Origin of the sequence: Mycobacterium sp. NPDC050551, assembly GCF_040674075.1 — a bacterium.
In the GTDB taxonomy this organism is placed as follows: Bacteria; Actinomycetota; Actinomycetes; order Mycobacteriales; family Mycobacteriaceae; genus Mycobacterium.
Genome location: NZ_JBFARC010000001.1, coordinates 19,700 through 40,720, shown reverse-complemented (window position 1 = coordinate 40,720; position 21,021 = coordinate 19,700). Strand labels below are relative to the sequence as shown.

General features: G+C 70.3%; 26 protein-coding genes. 21 read left to right on the top strand and 5 right to left on the bottom strand.

Annotated features, from left to right (window positions below; translation table 11 throughout):
• Window positions 1-31 precede the first annotated feature (31 nt).
• Window positions 32-226, bottom strand: a complete 195-nt coding sequence (gene rpmB, locus AB0K11_RS00210; RefSeq protein ID WP_364971360.1) for a 50S ribosomal protein L28 — start codon at window positions 224-226, stop codon at window positions 32-34.
• A 232-nt stretch (window positions 227-458) separates the two neighbouring features.
• Between rpmB and AB0K11_RS00205 the strand changes: the two genes are divergently transcribed.
• The 5 genes from AB0K11_RS00205 (at window position 459) to AB0K11_RS00185 (ending at window position 6,651) form a co-directional block, all read left to right on the top strand.
• The gene (locus AB0K11_RS00205) at window positions 459-2,108 is read left to right on the top strand and encodes a DAK2 domain-containing protein (protein ID WP_364971359.1); all 1,650 of its coding nucleotides are present in this window, start codon (window positions 459-461) and stop codon (window positions 2,106-2,108) included.
• Window positions 2,109-2,110: 2 nt separating this feature from the next.
• Window positions 2,111-4,333, top strand: a complete 2,223-nt coding sequence (gene recG / locus AB0K11_RS00200; RefSeq protein ID WP_364971358.1) for an ATP-dependent DNA helicase RecG — start codon at window positions 2,111-2,113, stop codon at window positions 4,331-4,333.
• Window positions 4,330-5,031, top strand: coding sequence for an HNH endonuclease family protein (locus tag AB0K11_RS00195; RefSeq protein WP_364971357.1), 702 nt, complete (start codon window positions 4,330-4,332; stop codon window positions 5,029-5,031). The genes recG and AB0K11_RS00195 overlap by 4 nt, the downstream gene beginning before the upstream one ends.
• A 104-nt stretch (window positions 5,032-5,135) precedes the next feature.
• Window positions 5,136-5,792, top strand: a complete 657-nt coding sequence (locus tag AB0K11_RS00190) for an isoprenylcysteine carboxylmethyltransferase family protein (protein ID WP_364971356.1) — start codon at window positions 5,136-5,138, stop codon at window positions 5,790-5,792.
• Window positions 5,793-5,829: 37 nt separating this feature from the next.
• Window positions 5,830-6,651 (top strand): tat pathway signal sequence, encoded by an 822-nt coding sequence (locus AB0K11_RS00185; RefSeq protein ID WP_364971355.1) that lies wholly within the window; start codon window positions 5,830-5,832, stop codon window positions 6,649-6,651.
• A gap of 24 nt (window positions 6,652-6,675) precedes the next feature.
• Here the strand turns inward: AB0K11_RS00185 and AB0K11_RS00180 are convergent, their stop codons facing one another.
• Window positions 6,676-7,125 carry a hypothetical protein gene (locus AB0K11_RS00180; RefSeq protein WP_364971354.1) on the bottom strand — a complete coding sequence of 150 codons (450 nt, stop codon included), beginning with the start codon at window positions 7,123-7,125 and terminating at the stop codon, window positions 6,676-6,678.
• Window positions 7,116-7,670, bottom strand: a complete 555-nt coding sequence (locus AB0K11_RS00175; RefSeq protein WP_364971353.1) for an RNA polymerase sigma factor — start codon at window positions 7,668-7,670, stop codon at window positions 7,116-7,118. The genes AB0K11_RS00180 and AB0K11_RS00175 overlap by 10 nt, the downstream gene beginning before the upstream one ends.
• Window positions 7,671-7,854: 184 nt before the next feature.
• Here AB0K11_RS00175 and AB0K11_RS00170 point away from each other — a divergent pair, with 184 nt between their 5' ends.
• The 8 genes from AB0K11_RS00170 (at window position 7,855) to AB0K11_RS00135 (ending at window position 10,875) form a co-directional block, all read left to right on the top strand.
• Window positions 7,855-8,316 carry an Asp23/Gls24 family envelope stress response protein gene (locus tag AB0K11_RS00170; RefSeq protein ID WP_364973579.1) on the top strand — a complete coding sequence of 154 codons (462 nt, stop codon included), beginning with the start codon at window positions 7,855-7,857 and terminating at the stop codon, window positions 8,314-8,316.
• Entirely contained in the window at window positions 8,316-8,630 is a 315-nt protein-coding gene (locus AB0K11_RS00165; RefSeq protein WP_364971352.1) for a hypothetical protein, read from the top strand. The genes AB0K11_RS00170 and AB0K11_RS00165 overlap by 1 nt, the downstream gene beginning before the upstream one ends.
• Window positions 8,620-8,889: a hypothetical protein gene (locus AB0K11_RS00160; RefSeq protein ID WP_364971351.1), complete on the top strand. Its 270-nt coding sequence runs from the start codon at window positions 8,620-8,622 to the stop codon at window positions 8,887-8,889. Before AB0K11_RS00165 ends, AB0K11_RS00160 begins: the two co-directional genes overlap by 11 nt.
• Window positions 8,886-9,065 carry a hypothetical protein gene (locus tag AB0K11_RS00155; RefSeq protein ID WP_364971350.1) on the top strand — a complete coding sequence of 60 codons (180 nt, stop codon included), beginning with the start codon at window positions 8,886-8,888 and terminating at the stop codon, window positions 9,063-9,065. Before AB0K11_RS00160 ends, AB0K11_RS00155 begins: the two co-directional genes overlap by 4 nt.
• Window positions 9,066-9,069: 4 nt before the next feature.
• Window positions 9,070-9,432, top strand: coding sequence for an Asp23/Gls24 family envelope stress response protein (locus AB0K11_RS00150; protein ID WP_364971349.1), 363 nt, complete (start codon window positions 9,070-9,072; stop codon window positions 9,430-9,432).
• Window positions 9,429-10,010, top strand: coding sequence for a DUF6286 domain-containing protein (locus AB0K11_RS00145; RefSeq protein ID WP_364971348.1), 582 nt, complete (start codon window positions 9,429-9,431; stop codon window positions 10,008-10,010). Before AB0K11_RS00150 ends, AB0K11_RS00145 begins: the two co-directional genes overlap by 4 nt.
• A complete protein-coding gene (locus tag AB0K11_RS00140; protein ID WP_364971347.1) occupies window positions 10,007-10,558 on the top strand; it encodes a hypothetical protein in 552 nt (183 codons plus the stop codon). Before AB0K11_RS00145 ends, AB0K11_RS00140 begins: the two co-directional genes overlap by 4 nt.
• A gap of 92 nt (window positions 10,559-10,650) precedes the next feature.
• The gene (locus AB0K11_RS00135; RefSeq protein WP_364971346.1) at window positions 10,651-10,875 is read left to right on the top strand and encodes a CsbD family protein; all 225 of its coding nucleotides are present in this window, start codon (window positions 10,651-10,653) and stop codon (window positions 10,873-10,875) included.
• Between the two features lie 49 nt (window positions 10,876-10,924).
• On the opposite strand, the gene AB0K11_RS00130 is transcribed toward AB0K11_RS00135, so the two are convergent.
• Window positions 10,925-11,764: an aldo/keto reductase gene (locus AB0K11_RS00130; protein WP_364971345.1), complete on the bottom strand. Its 840-nt coding sequence runs from the start codon at window positions 11,762-11,764 to the stop codon at window positions 10,925-10,927.
• A gap of 154 nt (window positions 11,765-11,918) precedes the next feature.
• Here AB0K11_RS00130 and AB0K11_RS00125 point away from each other — a divergent pair, with 154 nt between their 5' ends.
• Genes AB0K11_RS00125 through coaD form a run of 6 tightly spaced genes read left to right on the top strand, consistent with a single transcriptional unit; the run spans window position 11,919 to window position 19,002 of the window.
• Window positions 11,919-13,061, top strand: a complete 1,143-nt coding sequence (locus AB0K11_RS00125; RefSeq protein ID WP_364971344.1) for an alpha/beta hydrolase — start codon at window positions 11,919-11,921, stop codon at window positions 13,059-13,061.
• Between the two features lie 50 nt (window positions 13,062-13,111).
• The gene (locus AB0K11_RS00120) at window positions 13,112-13,891 is read left to right on the top strand and encodes a DsbA family protein (protein ID WP_364971343.1); all 780 of its coding nucleotides are present in this window, start codon (window positions 13,112-13,114) and stop codon (window positions 13,889-13,891) included.
• Window positions 13,888-14,520, top strand: coding sequence for a vitamin K epoxide reductase family protein (locus tag AB0K11_RS00115; RefSeq protein ID WP_364971342.1), 633 nt, complete (start codon window positions 13,888-13,890; stop codon window positions 14,518-14,520). The genes AB0K11_RS00120 and AB0K11_RS00115 overlap by 4 nt, the downstream gene beginning before the upstream one ends.
• A gap of 42 nt (window positions 14,521-14,562) precedes the next feature.
• Window positions 14,563-17,946 carry a pyruvate carboxylase gene (locus AB0K11_RS00110; RefSeq protein ID WP_364971341.1) on the top strand — a complete coding sequence of 1,128 codons (3,384 nt, stop codon included), beginning with the start codon at window positions 14,563-14,565 and terminating at the stop codon, window positions 17,944-17,946.
• The gene (rsmD, locus tag AB0K11_RS00105) at window positions 17,943-18,494 is read left to right on the top strand and encodes a 16S rRNA (guanine(966)-N(2))-methyltransferase RsmD (protein ID WP_364973576.1); all 552 of its coding nucleotides are present in this window, start codon (window positions 17,943-17,945) and stop codon (window positions 18,492-18,494) included. The genes AB0K11_RS00110 and rsmD overlap by 4 nt, the downstream gene beginning before the upstream one ends.
• 25 nt (window positions 18,495-18,519) lie before the next feature.
• Window positions 18,520-19,002: a pantetheine-phosphate adenylyltransferase gene (gene coaD, locus AB0K11_RS00100; protein WP_264011740.1), complete on the top strand. Its 483-nt coding sequence runs from the start codon at window positions 18,520-18,522 to the stop codon at window positions 19,000-19,002.
• A gap of 12 nt (window positions 19,003-19,014) precedes the next feature.
• Here coaD and AB0K11_RS00095 read toward each other — a convergent pair whose 3' ends face one another.
• Window positions 19,015-19,404: a VOC family protein gene (locus AB0K11_RS00095; RefSeq protein ID WP_364971340.1), complete on the bottom strand. Its 390-nt coding sequence runs from the start codon at window positions 19,402-19,404 to the stop codon at window positions 19,015-19,017.
• Window positions 19,405-19,554: 150 nt separating this feature from the next.
• Here AB0K11_RS00095 and AB0K11_RS00090 point away from each other — a divergent pair, with 150 nt between their 5' ends.
• Window positions 19,555-20,121 (top strand): hemerythrin domain-containing protein, encoded by a 567-nt coding sequence (locus tag AB0K11_RS00090; RefSeq protein ID WP_364971339.1) that lies wholly within the window; start codon window positions 19,555-19,557, stop codon window positions 20,119-20,121.
• 154 nt (window positions 20,122-20,275) lie between these two features.
• Window positions 20,276-21,013, top strand: a complete 738-nt coding sequence (sepIVA, locus tag AB0K11_RS00085) for a cell division protein SepIVA (protein WP_364971338.1) — start codon at window positions 20,276-20,278, stop codon at window positions 21,011-21,013.
• The last annotated feature ends 8 nt before the right edge of the window (window positions 21,014-21,021 follow it).

The following is a 21,021-nucleotide window of genomic DNA, read 5'->3' as shown; positions in this document are numbered from 1 at the left end:
AGGGCACCAGGGGGGACGGTGTCCGGCTGCGTCAGCCGCGCGTGACCTTGCCGGCCTTGATGCAGGAGGTGCAGACGTTGATGCGCTGCTTGTTCCCGCCCGGGCGGGACGCGGCGCGCACCGACTGGATGTTGGGATTCCAGCGGCGGCTGGTACGCCGGTGCGAATGCGACACCGACTTGCCGAAGCCGGGGGCCTTCCCGCAGACATCGCACACGGCAGCCATAGTCAGTACTCCTCGGATCAGAACGTGCTCGGATCTCGGGGCCAACGACCGCAAGCGGGTGACCCGACAACCTGATCAGGATACCGGCCGCCGCGGCATTCCCCAAAACGGCGCCCGCGGACCTGTGGATCGGCCTTCCACAGGGCGTGACCAGCCCGGCTGTTGTGGTCGGCGGTGTCGTCGTCACTCGTTAGGCTGACGCGACGGCGGACTACTCGGGTCTGGAGGTGGGATGGCGGGTCGGCGGCTGGACGCCTGCGCGCTGCGCCGGTGGGCCCATGCGTCGGTGGGCGACCTGATCACCCACACCGACGAGATCAACCGCATCAACGTGTTCCCCGTCGCCGACGCCGACACCGGCACGAACATGCTGTTCACCATGCGGGCCGCCTGGGAGCGGGTCGAGGCGCAGGGTTCCGGCGACGTCGCCGAGGTCAGCGCGGCGCTGGCGTCGGGTGCCCTGCACGGCGCCCGCGGCAACTCCGGTGTGATCCTGTCCCAGATCGTGCGCGGGTTGGCCGTGGTCACCGGCGAGGCCGCCGCCGAGCGCGGCGGCGAGCTCTCCGAGGTGGACGGCGAGCTGTACGCGGCTGCGCTGCGGCAGGCGGCCGCGTTCGCGGCGGCGTCGATGGGGGAGTCGGTGCCGGGCACGATCGTCACCGTGCTGCAGGCCGCTGCCGATGCTGCCACCGGCGCCGCCGCCGACGGGGCCGATGCGGGTGGGGTGGCCGAGGTGGCGGCCGGCGCCGCGGCCGACGCGCTGGACCGCACCCCACAGCAACTCGCCGCACTGGCCTCCGCAGGCGTCGTCGACGCCGGGGGCCGCGGTCTGCTCGTCCTGCTGGACGCGATGACCGCGACGCTCACCGGCGCGACCACCCGGCGCGCCGAGTACGTGCCGTCCCCGTCTTCTCCGCCGTCCTCCGGCGCCCACCCGGGCGGCGGCCGGAACGCCACCGCGGCGCCGCCGCAGTTCGAGGTGATGTACCTACTGGATGAGTGCGGCGCCGACGACGTCGAACGGTTGCGCGGCCACCTTGACCGCATCGGCGAGTCGGTGGCGATCGCGGCGTCGGGAGCCGGCCAATACTCGGTGCACGTGCATGCCGACGACGCCGGGGCCGCCGTGGAGGCCGGTCTCGCGGTGGGCACGCCGAGCCGCATCCAGATCACCGCACTGACCGGCGCGGCAGCCGCGCGGCCCGCGGCCGGGTGGAGCCGTGACCGGGCGGTGCTAGCCGTGGTCGACGGCGCCGGTGCCGAGGAGTTGTTCAGTGGCGAAGGCGCGCAGGTGCTCCGGCCGGCCGCCGACGGTCCGGTCAGCGCCAGCCAGTTGCTGCGGGCCCTCGTCGACGCCGCCGCCGCGCAGATCATGGTGCTGCCCAACGGCTATGTCGCCGCCGAGGAACTCGTCGCCGGATGCACCGCCGCCATCGGCTGGGGCATCGACGTGGTGCCGGTGCCCGCCGGATCGATGGTGCAGGGGCTGGCCGCACTCGCGGTGCACGATCCGGCACGCCAAGCCGTCGACGACGGGTACACGATGGCGCGGGCCGCGGCGAGCGCCCGGCACGGCACGGTGCGCACGGCCACCGAGGAGGCCTTGACGTGGGCCGGCACCTGCCGACCCGGCGACGGCCTTGGCATCGCCGGCGATGAGGTGCTGATCGTGGGTCCCGACCTGACCGCCGCCGCCGCCGGGCTGATCGACCTGCTGCTGGTGGCGGGCGGCGAACTGGTCACGGTGCTCACCGGCGAGGGCGTGGACGCGTCGGTGGGCGCGGCGCTGCGCGAGCACGTGCACCGCGAGCACCTCGGCACCGAACTCGTCACCTATCACACCGGCCACGGCGGTGACGCGCTGCTGATCGGCGTCGAGTAGCCATGGCGACCCTCTCCGACCGCCTCGAGAACGTGATCGGCGCCAAATCGGCCAAGAAGCTCGAGGAACACCTCGGCATCCGCACGGTGAACGACCTGCTGCGGCACTACCCCCGCAAGTACAGCGACGGCATGACCGTGCGCGGTGAGGGCGAGGCACTCGATCTCGAGGAAGGCGAGCACGTCACCTTCGTCGACGAGGTCACCGAGGCCGATCCGGGTCTGATGAAGGCGCAGCCGGGCAAGCGCAGGCGCAAATACCTGCGTCTCACCATCGGCAACCGCACGCCGAAGGTCACGGCGACGTTCTTCAACGCGGAATGGATGATCGACAAGCTCCCGGTCGGCACCAGGCTGATGCTGTCCGGTGAGGTGAAGTGGTTCCGCAACACGCTGCAGTTGAGTCACCCGGACTTCCTGGTGCTCGAGTCGCCACTCGGGAAGAAGATCGGCACCAAGTCGCTCAAAACCATCGCGGCCACCTCCGGCGAGACCGGTGACGACCTGCTGGCGGCGTTCGAGCGGGACTTCTTCCCGATCTACCCGGCGACTGCCAAGGTCCAGAGCTGGGACATCTACGCGTGCGTGCGGCAGACGCTCGACGTGCTCGATCCCGTCCCTGACCCGTTGTCCGACAACGTCCTTCATGAACGCGGTTTGATCTCCGAAGATGCCGCGCTGCGGGCGATCCACCTGGCCGAGAGCGAAGCGGAGCGCGACCGGGCCCGGGAACGGCTGACCGTCGACGAGGCGGTCGGGCTGCAGTGGGGTCTGGTGAGCCGGCGCCACGGTGAGCTGGGCGAGTCCGGCCCAGCGGCGCCGCTGCGGGACGACGGTCTGGTCGCCGGACTTCGTGAGCGGCTGCCGTTCGAGCTGACGAACGGTCAGCGCGAGGTGCTCGTCGAGCTGTCGTCCGAACTCGCGGCCACCCGGCCGATGAACCGGATGCTGCAGGGCGAGGTCGGCTCCGGCAAAACGATCGTCTCGGTGCTCGCGATGCTGCAGATGGTGGACGCCGGTTACCAGTGTGCGCTGCTGGCACCCACGGAAGTGCTTGCGGCACAACATGAGCGATCGGTCCGCGACGTGCTGGGTCCGCTGGCGATGGCGGGGGAGCTGGAAGGCGCCGACCGGGCGACCCGGGTGACGCTGCTGACCGGGTCGATGTCCCCGCAGCAGAAGCGTCAGGTACGCGCCGCGGTCTCCTCCGGTGCGGCGGGCATCGTGATCGGCACCCATGCGCTGCTGCAGGACGCCGTGGAGTTCCACAATCTGGGCATGGTGGTGGTCGACGAGCAGCACCGCTTCGGCGTCGAACAGCGGGACCGGTTGCGCGCCAAGGCCCGTGCCGGACTCACGCCACACCTGTTGGTGATGACGGCCACCCCCATCCCGCGCACCGTGGCGCTGACAGTGTTCGGCGACCTGGAGACCTCGACGCTGCGGGAGCTGCCGCGCGGACGGCAACCGATCACGACCAACACGATTTTCGTCTCCGCCAAACCGGCGTGGCTCGAACGGGCGTGGGCACGGCTGGCCGAAGAGGTGCGCGCCGGGCGGCAGGCGTACGTGGTGGCGTCGCGCATCGACGAATCCGACGACGCACCGGCGGCGGACGGCGGACCGCCGCCGACCACCGTGGTGGAGCTCTTCGAGCGGCTGAAGGGTGGTGCGCTGTCCGGGCTGCGGCTGGCACTGATGCACGGCAGGCTGCCCGCCGACGACAAGGACGCGGTGATGTCCGCCTTCCGGGCCGGCGAGATCGACGTCCTGGTGTGTACCACCGTCATCGAGGTGGGCGTCGACGTCCCGAACGCGACGGTGATGGTGGTGATCGACGCCGACCGGTTCGGCATCAGCCAGCTCCATCAGCTGCGCGGCCGCATCGGCCGGGGCAGCCATCCCAGCCTGTGCCTGCTGGCCACCCGGCTCCCGGAGGGTTCCAAGGCGGGGGCGCGGCTCAAGGCAGTGGCCAGCACGCTGGACGGCTTCGAGCTCGCCGACCTCGACCTCGAACAGCGTCGCGAGGGAGACGTGTTGGGTCTCAACCAGTCCGGCCGCAGGCTCAGGCTGCACTTCCTCTCGCTGGTCGACCATCTGGAGATCATCCAGGCTGCCCGGGCGCTGTGTGAGTCGCACTACGCGCACGCGCCTGCGGATCCGGGAATGGCGTTGCTCGCCGCCCAGTTCACCGACACCGACGTGGACTACCTGGACAAGTCATGAACAGGCGGACGTGGTGGGTGGCGGTCGCCGCGGTGCTGGCGGTGCTGGTGGCCGTGCAGGTCAACACCGGGCAGCCGCACGGGCGGTTCGTCGCCCAGGCCGAGATCCCCACCGTCACACCGGGAACCGACATCCTCGCCGGCGTGCCCGAGGTGCCCGGCCGGGTCCGGGCGAACGACTACCGGCGGGCCGCCTTCGGTGAGTCGTGGACCGACGACACCGACGCGCCCGGCGGCCGCAACGGTTGCGACACCCGCAACGACATCCTCGAGCGTGACCTGGTGGACAAGACCTACGTGGCGATCAGCCGCTGTCCGATCGCGGTGGCGACCGGCACGCTGCACGACCCGTACACCAACGCCACGGTGGCCTTCGTGCGCGGCAACCAGATCGGGGCGTCGGTGCAGATCGACCACCTCGTCCCACTGGCGCTGGCCTGGGATCTGGGCGCCCGGCACTGGACCGATCAGCTGCGCGCCCGGTTCGCCAACGACCCCGCGAACCTGATCGCCGTGTCCGGCGCGGCGAACCAGGACAAGGGCGACGACACTCCGGGTGAGTGGATGCCGCCGAACCGCGCGTTCTGGTGTCAGTACGCCGTGCAGTTCGCGGCGGTGCTGCGCGGCTACGGGCTACCGGTGGACACCCGGTCGGCGGTCACACTGCGCGACGCCGCGGCCACCTGCCCGACGGGCTGAGGCGGCGCCACAAGAGCGACACCGCGGAAGCCCCAGTATCATCTATAGACATATGCGCATGTGTATATATATGGTCGAGTGATCGACCAGAAGGGACCGCTCACATGGCAGGCGCAGCGCTGGCGCTCTACGCGGTGTTCATCGTCACCGGCTTCGGGTGGCGCAGCTACCGGCAGTGGCGCCGCACCGGATCGACGGGAATGCGGGGCTTCCACGGCCGGCCGGGGTCGGCGGAGTGGCTCGCCGGCGCCGGGTTCGTGGTCGCCGTCGTGGTCGGCGCCGTGGCGCCGATCCTGCAACTGGCAGGGGTGGTGACGCCCATCGGGGCGCTCAACCAGCCGGCGACCGGCGTCGCGGGAGCGATTCTCGCGGTCCTGGGGATTGCCGCGACGCTGTGGGCGCAGGAGTCGATGGGCGATTCGTGGCGCATCGGCGTCGACGCCGGCGAGGTGACGCAACTGGTCGACAGCGGGGTGTTCGGGTGGGTGCGCAACCCCATCTTCACCGCAATGCTGGTCTTCGGCCTCGGGGTGGCGCTGATGACCCCGAACGTGCTCGCTCTGCTCGGATTCGCACTGCTGGTCGTGTCCATCGAGCTCCAGGTGCGTGTCGTCGAGGAGCCTCACCTGCTGCGCACGCACGGCGCGCGTTACCGCGATTACGGCCGCCGGGTGGGACGCTTCATCCCGGGAGCCGGGCGTTTCGGCACGGCGTCGGGCGAAGACACGCGCCGCCGTGATGTTCGATCACCGCGGCGGTAGCGGTCGGCGGCCTCCCCGTCGGAGGGAGGCAGTGCCTGTGCGAGTTGTCAGGCTGTTCGCCGTCGCCGTCGCCCTGCTCGTCGGGGCCGGTGGCGCCGCCCCGGTCGCCGGCGCGGCGTGCGAACCGAACGATTCGGGGTGTGACCTGCGCACCCGGATCGCAGCAGCGGAGAAGTATGCGGCGACACGGCCGGGAACCGTGGGCTTCGTGGTGCGCGACCGCACGACCGGCGTCAGGTACCGCAACGCCGAGGCCGGCACCCTCGTGTGGACGGCGTCGACCATCAAACTCGCGATGGTCGCCGACCTGCTCACCCGCGAGCGGGCAGGCTCGCTTCGGCTCGGCGAGAGCGATCGGCGGCTCATGGTCGCGATGCTGCGCAGTTCGGACAACGAGGCAGCCGACGCGCTGTGGTCCCGGTACGGGGGGACCGACAATGCCTTCAACGCGAACTTCCCGCGCTACGGGATGCCGAATGTGCGCCCGCAGCCAGGATTCGGTGACGTGTTCCCGTACTGGGGATTCCAGAAGGCCACCGCCGACGACCTCGACGGCCTGATGAACTTCGTGTTGACCGGTCTCCCACCGGGCGACGCCGCCGCGGTCGTCGCAGAGATGCAGCGGGTCGACCGCGAACAGCAGTGGGGAGTGTGGGGGGCGGGCAGCGCGATGACGCCGGGCAACAAGAACGGATGGTCGCAGGAGGAGGGCGGATGGGTGGTCAACACCGTCGGATTCGCCGGGCCGCAGCAGCGCTACACCCTGGCGATCATGAATTCGCTCGACGGTCAGGGCGGCTATGACGACGGTGTGCAGACCACGACACAGATCAGTCGCATCCTGCTGGGACCCGCTTAGCGCCGGGTGCGACGAGTCCGGTAATCAGTCAACGACATCGGTGACGACGACGTCGATCGCCACCCCGTCGACCGCGCCGACGAGGTCGAGCACCACCTCGGTACACACCTCCAGCGCACGCTTCACGGCGGCGCGCAGGTCGGCGCCGTAGCGACCGGCCAGCTCCACCCGGACCCCGCTCAGTGCTCGCGCGTCGTCGACGTCGACCTCGAGCCGTGACAGGACGTAGCCGCCGTCGCCGCGCAGGGCCCGAGCCAGCGCGGCGCGCAACACCAGATCGCTGATCGCGATGACGCCGGGTGCCGACCCAGGCGCGGGATCGACCACGGCGATCGGCCAGCCGCCCCGCGTGGTGGAACGCACCGCGGCGATCACCCGCTCTTCGATCGCCGACCAGCCCGGCTCGGGCACCGCACGCAACACGGTTCCGGCGCGCGCGAGGGAGCCGACCCCGTCGTGGTCTGCTATCGCCATCGCTGCAACCTCTGCTGAAGTGTGGCGCGGGCACGGTGGTGGTGTCCGCGCGCGCCGTCCGGACTCAACTCCAGAATCGTGCCGATCTCCGGGAACGTCAATTCCTCCACTTCTCGCAGCATCCACACCGCCCGTTGCCGCGGAGGCAGTTCCACCAGCGCCGCTTCCAGCGCGGCGACGAATGCGGCGTTCGACACCGCGGCGAACGGGTCAGCCGACGTGGAGGTGTCCGCCGGGTCGATCAGCCGGTCGTCGATCGGCACCGCCCGCTTGACGCGGTGCGAGTCGACGACCTTGCGCTGGCATATCGCGAACAACCACGTGCGCACTCCCGAGTCGCCCCGGAAACCGCCGATGCGCCGCCATGCGGCCACGAACGTCTCCTGCACGACATCGGCGACGGCGTGCTCATCCCTGATCATCCGGCGGGCGTAGCGGTGCAGCGCCGGGCCGTGCCTGCGGACGAGTTGCTCGAACGCGTCCCGGTCACCGGCCGACGCAGCGGCCGCGAGAACGCGATCGTCGTGCACGGGCGCCGGGGCCACAGGCGTATCCACCACTGCTGTCGCTTTCCTCCGGCACCGCTCGTCGCGGCGTCATCGATTCATTCGGAGCCGAATCCCCTCCGGCGTTGTGGCGAGCACCACAGCCGCTGCGGAGTTCGGTACGCGCGGCAACGCCCGACCAACAGTTGTGAACACAGCAGAGAGGAGTTCAGAAGTGAGCACTATGCAGAGCCCCGAAAGCAAGACGAGGTCAGTGGTGCCGACCGAGCCGACAGGCGGGCCGCTGGCCACCGCGCACGGCAGGACGTCGATCGCCGACACCGTGGTCTCCAAGATCGCGGGCATCGCGGCGCGCGAGGTGCACGGCGTGCACGAGCTGGGCGGCAGCACCAGTCGCGCCGTCGGCGCGCTGCGTGAGCGCATCCCCGGCGCCTCGGTGAACCACTCCCAGGGTGTCTCGGTGGAGGTCGGCGAGAAGCAGGCTGCGGTCGAGATCGACATCGTCGCGGAGTACGGCGTGTCCATCGCCGACCTGGCGACCGGCATCCGTCGCAACGTGATCGCCGCGCTCGAGCGGATGACGGGACTCGAGGTCGTCGAGGTCGACATCACCGTGCACGACGTCTTCATCGCCGACGAGCAGTCCGATGACGTGGCAGTGAACCGCCTGGCCAGGGTGGAATAGTGCCACCCGGCGTCGAGGATCCCGCCGATACCGTGGCTGCGCTCACCCGCGCCGTCCCGGGCGTCGCAGGACTGCACGCGGGCATGTTCGGCGAAGTCGCCACCTACCTGCCCGGGCGGCGCGTCAGCGGAATCCGGTTCACCGACATGGGCCTCGAGGTGCACATCGTCGTCTGGGCCGACGCGCCGGTTCGTCGAACCGCCACCCTGGTGCGCGAGGCGGTCGCCGCCGCCGTCCCGGGTGTGCCGGTCGACGTGACGGTCGAGGACATCACGACGCTGGACCGGCCCACCGCCGCGGCCGATGTCGGATAGCCGCCTCGACGCACTGGCGGCCCGCCGCGCCCGGCGGGCCGCCATCCGCCATCACCACCCCGACACGGGTGGAAGCGAAGCCGCCCTCATCGCGGCGCTCGCGGCCGCGGAGCGCGCCGCACCACCCATGGTCTTCTCGACCACCAGGCGTAGCCGGCTCAGCAAATTGAGCCGCCGTCTGCGACTGACATTGCGCCGCGGACGCCTCGTCATCCACGACCACGAGTTCATCCAAAACCACGAAGGGACCACCTCATGACCACCGCAACCGCCGGCCTGCTGGCCGGACTGCTGCTCGGTGTGGCCGCCGCAGCAGGCGGATTCACCGGATTCCTGCTCGCGCTCGTCCTCGGCGCCGCCGGATACCTCATCGGCGGGCACCGCGACGGCGAGTTCGACGCCATGGCCCTGCTGCGGGGCCGGGGCCGTGGCTGAGCCGGTGGTTGACGACCCCGGGTCCCGGGGTCGGCTGGTGGTGCGCGAACGCGCAATCCAGCGTGTGGCCGTCGCGGCCGCGCTCGGGGTCGACGGCGTGCACCGGCTGCGCCGCGGCCCTCGAATGCTCGGCGGCTCAGAGCTGCCTCGCGCCGACGTCGCGGTGTCGGGGGAGCACGTGCACGCCACCGTCGAGGTGGCTGCCGGATGGGGATGTCCACTGACGCACACTGCCGACGCGGTGGCGCGCCGGGTCGCAGACGCCCTCGGCACGTTGAGCGGATTCGTCGTCGACGGTGTCGACGTCCACGTCGCGTCCGTCATCGCACCCGGGCGGCTGTCCGAGGACCAGGAGAGGCTGCGATGAGCGCCACCGACACCGAAACCACCGATCCCTCCGCAGGCACCGGGCCGGACGTCCGGCCCGCGTCCGAACCGCTGCGCGCCGCCGGTGCGCGCTACGCCGGTGTGGTCATCGCCCTCGCCGTGACCGGAGCCGGTGGGCTCGCGCTGCGCGAGGCGGCGGTCGGCTTCGGCCAATTCGGCGGATCGCCCTGGCTGCCCGCAGCCGCCGCCTGGCTGGGCGAACCGAAGCCGGTCCGGTTCGTCACTGCCGCAGCGGTATTGGCCGCCCTCGTGGGAGTGGCCTGCCTCGTGGTCGCGGTGAAGCCACGCCGGCGGCGCGGCCTGCGGGTCGCCGCCGGCACCGCCGTATTCGTCGACTATGCCGACCTGGTTCGGATGGTGTCGACCGCGGCCGAGTCGGTTCCCGGTGTCATCGACGCGAGGAGCTCGGTCGGCCGGCGATCGGTGTCCGTGCGATGCGCCGTCGCCGGGTCCTGCGACCAGATCCGCGAGCAGGTTCTCGAGACGGTGTCCGCCGAACTCTCTGCGCTGGCCGCGCAGCCGCGCATCAAGGTGAAGACCGAGGAGAAGAGTCGATGACGAGAAGCGATCTTGTGGACCGCATCGTCCTGGGCGCCATGGGCGCCGCGCTCGTGGCCGCCGCGGTGCTGACGGTGCGGTGGACGCGGGCGCAAGACTTCTCGGGCGAGCTGCCTACATCATCTATTTCGATTGCAGCGCAGAGCGATCTGTGGAATTGGGGATGCGCCGCCGCCGGCGCGGTACTCGTTGCGCTCGGGCTGCGATGGCTCGCTGCCCACCGCGGCCCCGCCAGGGCCCGCCGGATCGCGCTTGCAGGGGGTGGTGACGCGGCGCTGTCCGCCGAGGTCGCGTCGGTGGCCGAGGTCGCAGCGACGGTGCTCGGTGACATGCCCGGCGTAGAGGGGGCGAAGGCGCGCGCGGTAGTCGAGAGCGGCGTACCCACCATCACGCTCACCGCGACCGTGGCGGCCCGGCGCGGTCTCGCGGCCGGAGCCGGCGCCGCCGACCAGGTGGTGCGCACCGTCGGGCGGATGATCGGCGACACCGTGGCGGTGCGCACGCTGATCCGTGTCGAGACCGCCCGACGCCGCGCGACATTGCAGTGATATGTGCTGCGCGACACAGTTATTCGACGTTCGATGCTCGGGTCCGCGTACGTCTCAACTGAGGTAAGTCACCGAGAGAAAGGAACCATGCCATGTCGGATGCGAAGAAGGGCGCCGAGGGCGTCGTCGAGGGAATCAAGGGCAAGGCCAAGGAGGCGATCGGCACCGTGACCGGTCGTGACGACCTCGTCCGTGAGGGCAAGGCGCAGCAGGACAAGGCCGAGGCTCAGCGTGACGTGGCCGCCAAGGAGGCCGAGGCCGACAAGGCCCGTGCCGAGGCCAAGGTGCAGGAGGCCCGCCAGAAGGCCGAGCAGTAGCGCGCCGCGGCGGTGCCGGTGACCACCGGCACCGCCGTTCCCGGCTGCGCTAGGTGCCGGCGTAGGTGTCCGGGTCGGGACGGAAGCGGGTGCCCTCGTCGAGCCCGTCGAGCGTCGCCATCTCCTCGTCGGTGAGCTCGAAGTCGAAGACGTCGAGATTCGCGGCGATGCGCTCGGGGTTCGAGGACCGCGGGATGACGATGTTGCCCAGCTGAATGCTCCACCGGATCAGCACCTGTGCGGCCGACTTCCCGTGCGCCTGCGCCACCGCGGTGACCGCCGGGTTCTCCAACAGCCTGCCCACGCCGAGCGGGCCGTAGGCCTCGGTGACGATCTCGTAGCCGGCGTTGACGGCGCGAAGGTCGGCCTGATTGAGCAGCGGATGCAGCTCGATCTGGTTGATCGCGGGCGTGAAGAACGACAGGTCGATGACGTTGGACAGGTGTTCGGCGTGGAAGTTGGACACACCGATCGACCGAGTCACACCGTCCTCTTTGAGCTTCATCAGCCCGCCCCAGCTGTCAACGTACTTGCCGTGGTCGCTGCCGGGCCAGTGGATCAGGTAGAGGTCGACGTAGTCCAGCCCGAGGCGCTCCAGGCTCGCGCGGCCCGCGTCCTGCGACGACTTGAAGCCCAGGTCGGTGGTGGCCAGCTTGGTGGTGACGTACACCTCCTCGCGCGGGATGCCCGACGTCGTCACCGCACGACCCACCGCCGCCTCGTTGCCGTAGGCCGCCGCCGTGTCGATCATCCGGTACCCGGCCTCCAGCGCGGCCGACACCGCGCGCTCGGTCTCGGCATCGGAGAGCTCCCCGACACCCAGTCCGAGGACCGGGATCGAGTGCCCGTCGTTGAGCGTGACGGTGGGAACCGCTGGCGCCGTTGTCATGTCACCTACCCTGTGGTTTGAAGGTCCGGAGATCGGTTCACCGACTTGCGGATGACGATATTACGAGTTCGGAACGCGGCCTAATCAACACCCGGTCAGGGGTGGGTGTCCGGCACAGCGGGTACACGACGCGGACAGTGAGTGAGGAAACCCCATGACAACAAGTGATGCACTGCACGCGCCGCGGGTCGGGCCCGAGCAGTCCGAGCCGGGGCCGGCGCCGCGGGGACGCAGCACGGTGCGTGACGCCGTGGTCAACGCCGTCACGGCTGCATCGTTCCGCGTCATCCCTCGGCTGCCCGACGTCGCCAAGCGGGTGCTGCTCGGCGGCCGATCGGTCACGGTGGACGGCAACACGCTGGACACCACCCTGCAGCTGATGCTGACCGGAGAGCGGGTCGCCGGGATCGGCGGGCTGGTCGCCAGCGAGGACGTGGCCATCGCCCGCACCCAGCTGCGGACGGTGGCGGCGATGTTCCCGTGCGGCATCGCGGCCGACATCAGCGACATCGACATCCCCGGCCCCGCGGGGGCGATCCCCGCCCGCCACTACCGGCCGGTGCACGCTGTGTCAGGTCCGGCGCCGCTGCTGGTCTTCTACCACGGTGGCGGATTCACCATCGGCGACCTCGACACCCACGACGACCTCTGCCGCCGCATCAGCCGCGACGGCCGCATGCACGTGCTGTCGGTCGACTACCGGCTCGCGCCCGAGCACAAGGCGCCCGCCGCCGCTGACGACGCCGACGCGGCCTACCGCTGGGCCGCCGACCGCGCCGCCGAGCTGGGCGCCGACCCGCAGCGCGTCGCGGTCGGCGGCGACAGCGCCGGGGGCAATCTCGCCGCAGTGGTCTGCCAGCACGCACGCCGCGACGGCGTCCGCGCGCCCGCGCTGCAGCTGCTCATCTATCCGGTGACCGATCTGAGCAGCGAGACCAGGTCCAAGACGCTGTTCGCCGACGGCTACTTCCTCACCGCCCGCGACATGGACTGGTTCCGCGCGAACTACGTCGACGGCTCTTCGGTCGCGGCCGACGATCCGGTGGTGTCACCCCTGCTGGCCGACGACCTGCGGGAGCTGCCCCCGGCGCTGGTGCTGACCGGCGGGTTCGACCCGCTGCGCGACGAGGGCACCCGCTACGCCGAGGCGCTGCGCGCCGCGGGCAACGCGGTCGAGCTGCGCGAGGAGAACACCCTGGTGCACGGGTTCGTCAACTTCTTCCCGCTCGGCGGGGGCAGCGAGCGGGCCGTCGCGGACATGATCTCCGCACTGCGGGCGCATCTGCACCACCCCTAGCGCGCGGTGCACGCTGGGGCCCGCCGACCACCCGCCGGTACGCTGGCCCCGTGGCCACCAAACCCAAGAAGACGCCCCGCTACGACCTGAAGGCGGCCGATCGCAAGCGCAACCTGTTCATCCAGATCGGCCTGACCGCCATCGTCGTGGTGTTCGCCGTCGCGCTCGTGCTCTACATCGTGTCGTCCGCCGAGGACCGTCCCGGCTCCGGCGAGGCGCAGCCCGTCCGCTTGGCGTCGGACAGCCTGATCGTCAAGGAGGGCACCACCGAGCCCAAGGTCGTGCTGTCGCTCTACGAGGACTTCATGTGCCCGGCCTGTGGCGCATTCGAGCAGGAGTTCGGGCCGACGGTGGGCAAGCTCATCGACAGCGGTGCGGTGGCCGCCGACTACTACACCGTGGCGATCCTCGACCGCGCCGGTGACGGCTACTCGTCGCGTGCAGGCAGCGCCGCCTACTGCGTGGCCGACGAGAACAAGGACGCGTTCCAGCGTTTCCATGCGGCCCTGTTCACCCCGGGAATCCAGCCCCAGGAGAACAGCGGCGTCTACCCCGATGACCAGAAGTTGATCGAGTACGCCCGGCAGGCCGGTGTCACCGGTGGCGTGACCGACTGCATCACCAAGGGTCGCTATGTCGAGATGGTCAAGGGCATGGCGGATGCGACGGACGTCAACGGCACGCCGACCATCCGCATCAACGGCGAGGACTTCAAGCTGACCAACCAGACCACGCCGGACGACCTGGTCAACAAGGTCAAGGAGATCGTCGGCGACATCCCGGCCCTGGACGGCCCCGCCCCCGGACCCGTTCCCCCACCGGCGTCATGACCGTCGCCGCGCCGAACGCCGTCGAACCGACCGAACCGGCCGCGGACACGCGGCCCGGGAGTCGCGTCCGGTCGCCGAGCGCGGTGTGGGTGCTGATCGCCGGTGTCGTCGGCCTCGCGGCGGCGGTCACCCTGACGGTCGAGAAGATCGAGCTCCTCATCGACCCCAGCTACGTGCCGTCGTGCAGCCTGAACCCGGTGCTGTCGTGCGGTTCGGTGATGACCACGCCGCAGGCGTCGGCGTTCGGCTTCCCCAACTCCTTGATGGGCATCATCGCGTTCACCGTGGTGCTGGTGACCGGGGTGCTCGCCGTGGCGAAGGTGTCGCTGCCGCGCTGGTACTGGATGGGCCTGGCGGCCGGGACGCTGCTGGGCACGGTGTTCGTGCACTGGCTGATCTTCCAGAGCCTGTACCGCATCGGCGCGCTGTGCCCTTACTGCATGGTGGTGTGGGCGATGACGATCCCGCTGCTGGTCGTGGTGGCGTCGATCGCCCTGCAGCCCGCACAGGGAAACGTGGTCGCGCGCGTCCTGCACCAGTGGCGGTGGTCGCTGGTCGCGCTCTGGTTCACCGGGTTGGTCCTGCTCATCCTCGAGCGGTTCTGGGACTACTGGTCCACCCTTCTCTGACCACCCCGGCCCTTCGCCGCCGGCGGCGCGTTAAAGTAGCGCGTGATCTCGAAGGTGCTGGTCGCCAACCGTGGGGAAATTGCGATCCGGGCTTTTCGCGCGGCCTATGAGATGGGCATCGCGACGGTGGCGGTGTACCCGTACGAGGACCGCAATTCGCTGCACCGGCTGAAGGCCGACGAGTCGTATCAGATCGGCGAGGTCGGCCATCCGGTGCGTGCCTACCTGTCGGTCGACGAGATCATCCGGGTGGCCCGGCACGCCGGCGCCGACGCGGTGTATCCCGGTTACGGCTTCCTCTCGGAGAACCCCGAACTGGCCGCGGCGTGCGCCGAGGCGGGCATCACCTTCGTCGGGCCCGGCGCCGACATCCTCGAACTGACCGGCAACAAGTCACGGGCCATCGAGGCGGCCCGGGCGGCCGGTCTGCCGGTGCTTGCGTCGTCGGCGCCCTCGGAGTCGGTCGAGGAACTGCTGACCGCCGCGGAGTCGATGGAGTTCCCACTGTTCGTCAAGGCCGTCTCCGGCGGCGGCGGCCGCGGGATGCGGCGGGTCAGCGATCCCGACGGATTGCAGGAGGCGATCGAGGCGGCCAGCCGGGAGGCGGAGTCGGCGTTCGGGGACGCATCGGTGTACCTGGAGCAGGCGGTGCTCAATCCGCGCCACATCGAGGTGCAGATCCTGGCCGACCGCCAGGGCGAAGTGATGCACCTGTTCGAGCGAGACTGCAGCGTGCAGCGCCGCCACCAGAAGGTGATCGAGCTCGCCCCCGCCCCGAATTTGCCCGCGGAGCTGCGGGAGAAGGTCTGCGCCGACGCGGTGGCGTTCGCCCGCGAGATCGGATACGCCTACGCGGGCACTGTGGAGTTCCTGCTCGACGAACGCGGCAACCACGTCTTCATCGAGATGAATCCGCGGATCCAGGTGGAACACACGGTGACCGAGGAGATCACCGATGTCGACCTGGTCGCCTCCCAGTTGCGCATCGCCGACGGGGAATCACTGGCCGATCTTGGGCTGAGTCAGGATGAACTGAGGACGCGCGGATTCGCCCTGCAATGCCGGATCACCACCGAGGATCCCGCCAACGGCTTCCGGCCCGACACCGGCCGCATCACCGGCTACCGGTCGCCGGGCGGGGCGGGGATCCGCCTCGACGGCGGCACCGTGCTGGGCGCCGAGATCAGCGCGCACTTCGACTCGATGCTGGTCAAGCTGACCTGCCGCGGCCGGGACTTCTCCACCGCGGTCGCCCGCGCGCGACGCGCCTTGGCGGAGTTCAGGATTCGCGGCGTCTCGACCAACATCCCGTTCTTGCAGGCCGTGGTCAACGACGCCGACTTCCGCGCGGGCAGGGTCACCACGTCGTTCATCGACGAACGGCCCTATCTGCTGACCGCGCGCACCCCGGCCGATCGCGGCACCAAGATCCTCAACTACCTGGCCGACGTGACGGTCAACCAGCCGCACGGCCCACGGCTGTCGGCGGTCTACCCGCAGGACAAGCTGCCGGCCCTCGACCTCGAGGCGCCGGCACCGGCGGGCAGCAAGCAGCGCCTCATGGAGTTGGGCCCGGAGGGTTTCGCGGCGTGGCTGCGCGACGAGCCGGCGGTCGGCGTCACCGACACCACCTTCCGCGACGCTCACCAGTCGCTGCTGGCCACCCGCGTGCGCAGCACCGGACTGCTGATGGTCGCGCCCTACGTGGCGCGGATGACGCCGCAGCTGCTCTCCATCGAATGCTGGGGCGGCGCAACCTACGACGTGGCGCTGCGGTTCCTCAAGGAGGACCCGTGGGAGCGGCTGGCGGCGCTGCGTGAGGCGGTGCCCAACATCTGTCTGCAGATGCTGCTGCGCGGCCGCAACACCGTGGGCTACACGCCCTATCCGGAGTCGGTGACGACGGCGTTCGTCGAAGAGGCCACCGCGACGGGCATCGACATCTACCGCATCTTCGACGCGCTCAACAACGTCGACTCGATGCGCCCGGCCATCGACGCCGTGCGCGCCAGCGGCAGCGCGGTCGCCGAGGTCGCGATGTCCTACACCGGCGACTGTGCCGATCCCCGCGAGGATCTCTACACGCTGGACTACTACCTGCGGCTGGCCGAGCAGATCGTCGAGGCGGGTGCGCACGTGCTGGCCATCAAGGACATGGCCGGCCTGCTGCGTCCACACGCGGCCACCCTGCTCGTCGGCGCGCTGCGGTCGCGGTTCGACCTGCCGGTGCACGTGCACACCCACGACACCCCCGGTGGCCAGCTCGCGACCTACACCGCGGCCTGGGCCGCCGGTGCGTCGGCGGTCGACGGGGCCGCCGCGCCGCTGGCCGGCACCACCAGCCAGCCCGCCCTCTCGTCGATCGTGGCCGCCGCCGCCCACACCGACCGCGACACCGGCCTCGACCTGGCAGCGGTGTGCGAACTTGAGCCGTACTGGGAGGCGCTGCGCAAGGTGTACGCGCCGTTCGAGTCGGGCCTGCCCGCGCCGACCGGCCGGGTGTACCACCACGAGATCCCCGGTGGCCAGCTGTCCAATCTGCGTCAGCAGGCGATCGCGCTCGGGCTCGGCGACCGGTTCGAGGACATCGAGAACGCCTACGCGGGCGCCGATCGCATCCTGGGCCGCCTGGTCAAGGTCACACCGTCGTCCAAGGTGGTCGGCGATCTGGCGCTGTCACTGGTCGGCGCGGGCGCCGACGCCGACGAGTTCGCCGCCGACCCGGCCCGCTTCGACATCCCCGACAGCGTGATCGGTTTCCTGCGCGGCGAATTGGGCGATCCGCCCGGCGGCTGGCCAGAGCCGCTGCGCACCACGGCGCTGGCCGGGCGCGCGCCCGCCAAACCCGTCACCGAACTGAGTCCGGAGGACGAGGCGGTGCTGGCCCAGCCCGGCCCGAAACGCCAGGCCGCACTCAACCGGCTGCTGTTCCCCGGTCCCACCAAGGAATTCGAGGCCCATCGCGAGGTCTACGGCGACACCTCCCGCCTGAGTGCCAATCAGTTCTTCTACGGCCTGCGCCAGGGTGAGGAACACCGGGTGTACCTCGAACGGGGCGTCGAACTCCTCATCGGCCTCGAGGCCGTCTCCGACGCCGACGAGCGCGGCATGCGGACCGTGATGTGCATCCTCAACGGCCAGCTGCGCCCGGTTCTGGTGCGCGACAACAGCATCGCCAGCGAGGTGCCCACCGCGGAGAAGGCCGACCGCGCCGACCCCGACCATGTCGCCGCCCCGTTCGCCGGCGTGGTGAACGTCACCGTCGACGTCGGCGACGAGGTCAGCGCCGGCCAGACCATCGCCACCATCGAGGCGATGAAGATGGAGGCCGCCATCACCGCACCCAAGGACGGCAAGGTGGCGCGCATCGCGGTCGCCGACACCGCACAGGTCGAAGGCGGCGACCTCCTGGTCGTGGTCAGCTGACCCGCCTCATCGCAGGGGTGTTCGGCGGGCGCCGGATCACCGTGCCACGCACCGGCACCCGGCCCACCACCGACAGGGTCCGGGAGTCGTTGTTCAACGTGCTCACGGCCCGGCTCGAGCTCGCCGGACTCTCGGTGCTCGACCTGTATGCCGGGTCCGGAGCCCTTGGGCTGGAAGCGGTCTCGCGCGGCGCGTCGACGGTGACGTTCGTCGAGGCGGATCGGCGGGCGGCCGGTGTCATCGAACGCAACATCGCCGACCTCGGCGTGCGGAATGCGCTGGTGCGCAAGACCGGTGTGGCCGCCGCGCTCGGCGGCGCCGCGTCGCCGGTGGACCTGGTGCTGGCCGACCCGCCGTACGACATCGCCGAGGCGGAGATCGACGAGATGATCGCGCTGCTGGACTCCGGCGGCTGGGTACGTACCGGGACGGTCGTCGTGATCGAGCGCCGCGCGTCGGCCGCGCCGACACGGTGGCCGGAGCACTGGGTCCCGTGGCCGCAGCGGCGATACGGCGACACCCGGCTGGACATCGCCGAATCCAGCTGAGCGGATCCTGCTAGCGTCGTCACCCATGAGTGGCGCCGTCTGCCCCGGATCGTTCGACCCGGTCACGCTTGGTCACATCGACGTCTTCGAGCGAGCGGCCGCGCAGTTCGACGAGGTCGTCGTCGCCGTGCTCGGCAATCCGAACAAGAAGGGGCTGTTCAGTCCCGACGAACGGATCGCGATGATCGAGGAGTCCACGACGCATCTGCCGAACCTGCGGGTGGAGTCCGGGTCCGGGCTGGTCGTCGACTTCGTCAAGGCCAGGGGACTGACCGCGATCGTCAAGGGTCTGCGCACCGGCACGGACTTCGAGTACGAGCTGCAGATGGCCCAGATGAACAAGCACGTCGCCGGGGTGGACACCTTCTTCGTCGCGACCACACCGCGCTATTCGTTCGTGTCGTCGTCGCTGGCCAAGGAGGTGGCGATGCTCGGCGGTGATGTCACCGAGCTGCTGCCCGAGGCGGTCAACCGCCGGTTGGCCGAAAGGCGCGGCGCTGCAGGCTGATTCGCCCGCAGCTCAGTCCGGCGTCACCGTGGTGAGGCAGAACGGGTGGCCGGCGGGGTCGAGCATGACCCGCCACCGGGACGGCGCCTGCTGGTGGGCCGCCTCACGGGCGCCGAGGGCGAGCGCACGGGCGACGGCGTCGTCGATGTCGTCGACGGAGACGTCGAGATGCATCTGCTGCAGCTGCCCGGGCTGCGGCCAGGTCGGCGCGACGTAGTCGGTGACCCGCATGAAGGCCAGTGTCCCGGCGCCGTCGGTGATCGCGACGACGCCACCGTCGGGGGCTTCGACGAGGCGGCGCATGCCGAGCAGCGCACTGTAGAAGTCGGCGAGGGCGGCCGGGTCGGGGCAGTCGATCGAGGTGGCGCCCAGGCGCCCCACCGGCTGACCTGGCGTTGTCATGTCGCCATCCTGCCACGCTCGCGCGTACGCGGATCGACGGCGCAGGAGGCGCCGGGCGAACGGTTGACCTGGCGCGATGTGGGGTAGGCAGGGTGTGGCGCACAGCCCTGCGCCGCCACAATTCAGCCCTGCATTACGGAGGTCACTGTCGTGACTCAGACATTCGTGCAATCGACCGACGACGTCGTCGCGTTCCTCAAGGACCAGCACAACCTCATCAAGGACATGTTCGACGACGTGCTCTACGCGTCGGAGACCAAGGCCAGGGAGAAGGCGTTCACCAGTCTGCGCCAACTCCTCGCGGCGCACGAGACCGCGGAGGAGATGGTGGTGCACCCCCGGGTCCGCCGCGAGGTGGACGAGGGTGACCGCATCGTCGACGCCCGCCTGCGCGAGGAACACGTCGCCAAGGAGCACCTCTCCGCCCTCGAGGCGATGGACCTCGGTTCGAAGGAGTTCCTGGACGAATTGGTGTTGTTCCGTGCCGCCGTGATCGACCACGCGGAACGCGAGGAGACCGAGGAGTTCAACAAGCTGCAGCGCGAACTCGACGCCGACGACCTGAAGCGGATGGTCGCCGCCGTGCAGGCCGCACAGGCGATCGCGCCCACCCGGCCGCATCCGGGCGTCGAGTCGGCGAAGCTGAACTTCGCGGTCGGCCCGTTCGCCTCGATGCTCGACCGGGCACGCGACGCGATCGCCGCGGCGATGCGCTGAGCCGCACGCGCCGCGCGCGGCCTGCGGTTTCGGCGGGCCGCGCGCTGGTGCATGCTGAATATGTGCCGGGTGCGACACACCGACCGGGCTGCAGAGTCACAGCGGTAACACCAGGCACACTGGTAACAAATTACTTCGCCTGGAGGGTGTTGCCGTGTACCGAGTTTTTGAGGCGCTCGACGAACTGGGCGCGATCGTGGAAGAAGCGCGCGGCGTGCCGATGACCGCGGGGTGTGTGGTGCCCCGCGGCGACGTCCTGGAGCTCATCGACGACATCAAGGACGCCATCCCCGGCGAGCTCGACGACGCCCAGGATGTGCTCGACGCCCGCGACGCGCTGTTGCGCGACGCCAAGGAGCACTCGGAGGGCATGGTCGCGTCGTCGCGCGCCGAAGCGGATTCGATGCTCAACCACGCGCGTGGCGAGGCCGACCGCCTGCTGGCCGACGCCAAGTCCCAGGCCGACCGGATGGTCGCCGAGGCACGCCAGCACAGCGAGCGGATGGTCGGCGAGGCGCGCGAGGAGGCGGCGCGGGTCAGTGCCACCGCCAAGCGCGAATACGACGCCGCCACCGGCCGGGCCAAGGCCGAGGCCGACCGCCTGATCGAGAACGGCAACATCTCCTACGAGAAGGCGGTCCAGGAAGGCATCAAGGAGCAGCAGCGGCTGGTCTCGCAGACCGAGATCGTCGCCACCGCGAACGCCGAGGCCAGCCGCCTGGTCGACACCGCGCACGCCGAGGCCGACCGGCTCCGTGGAGAATGCGACATCTACGTCGACAGCAAGCTCGCCGAGTTCGAGGAGTTCCTCAACGGCACGCTGCGCTCGGTCGGTCGCGGCCGTCACCAGCTGCGCACCGCGGCCGGGACGCACGACTACGTCACCAGGTAACCGGGGGC

What these genes read in the sequence shown, in the direction of transcription:
- rpmB (WP_364971360.1), bottom strand. Translation starts at nt 226, where the DNA reads ATGGCTGCCGTGTGCGATGTCTGCGGGAAGGCCCCCGGCTTCGGCAAG.
- AB0K11_RS00205 (WP_364971359.1), top strand. Translation starts at nt 459, where the DNA reads ATGGCGGGTCGGCGGCTGGACGCCTGCGCGCTGCGCCGGTGGGCCCAT.
- recG (WP_364971358.1), top strand. Translation starts at nt 2,111, where the DNA reads ATGGCGACCCTCTCCGACCGCCTCGAGAACGTGATCGGCGCCAAATCG.
- AB0K11_RS00195 (WP_364971357.1), top strand. Translation starts at nt 4,330, where the DNA reads ATGAACAGGCGGACGTGGTGGGTGGCGGTCGCCGCGGTGCTGGCGGTG.
- AB0K11_RS00190 (WP_364971356.1), top strand. Translation starts at nt 5,136, where the DNA reads ATGGCAGGCGCAGCGCTGGCGCTCTACGCGGTGTTCATCGTCACCGGC.
- AB0K11_RS00180 (WP_364971354.1), bottom strand. Translation starts at nt 7,125, where the DNA reads ATGGCGATAGCAGACCACGACGGGGTCGGCTCCCTCGCGCGCGCCGGA.
- AB0K11_RS00170 (WP_364973579.1), top strand. Translation starts at nt 7,855, where the DNA reads ATGCAGAGCCCCGAAAGCAAGACGAGGTCAGTGGTGCCGACCGAGCCG.
- AB0K11_RS00160 (WP_364971351.1), top strand. Translation starts at nt 8,620, where the DNA reads ATGTCGGATAGCCGCCTCGACGCACTGGCGGCCCGCCGCGCCCGGCGG.
- AB0K11_RS00155 (WP_364971350.1), top strand. Translation starts at nt 8,886, where the DNA reads ATGACCACCGCAACCGCCGGCCTGCTGGCCGGACTGCTGCTCGGTGTG.
- AB0K11_RS00145 (WP_364971348.1), top strand. Translation starts at nt 9,429, where the DNA reads ATGAGCGCCACCGACACCGAAACCACCGATCCCTCCGCAGGCACCGGG.
- AB0K11_RS00140 (WP_364971347.1), top strand. Translation starts at nt 10,007, where the DNA reads ATGACGAGAAGCGATCTTGTGGACCGCATCGTCCTGGGCGCCATGGGC.
- AB0K11_RS00135 (WP_364971346.1), top strand. Translation starts at nt 10,651, where the DNA reads ATGTCGGATGCGAAGAAGGGCGCCGAGGGCGTCGTCGAGGGAATCAAG.
- AB0K11_RS00130 (WP_364971345.1), bottom strand. Translation starts at nt 11,764, where the DNA reads ATGACAACGGCGCCAGCGGTTCCCACCGTCACGCTCAACGACGGGCAC.
- AB0K11_RS00125 (WP_364971344.1), top strand. Translation starts at nt 11,919, where the DNA reads ATGACAACAAGTGATGCACTGCACGCGCCGCGGGTCGGGCCCGAGCAG.
- AB0K11_RS00115 (WP_364971342.1), top strand. Translation starts at nt 13,888, where the DNA reads ATGACCGTCGCCGCGCCGAACGCCGTCGAACCGACCGAACCGGCCGCG.
- coaD (WP_264011740.1), top strand. Translation starts at nt 18,520, where the DNA reads ATGAGTGGCGCCGTCTGCCCCGGATCGTTCGACCCGGTCACGCTTGGT.
- AB0K11_RS00095 (WP_364971340.1), bottom strand. Translation starts at nt 19,404, where the DNA reads ATGACAACGCCAGGTCAGCCGGTGGGGCGCCTGGGCGCCACCTCGATC.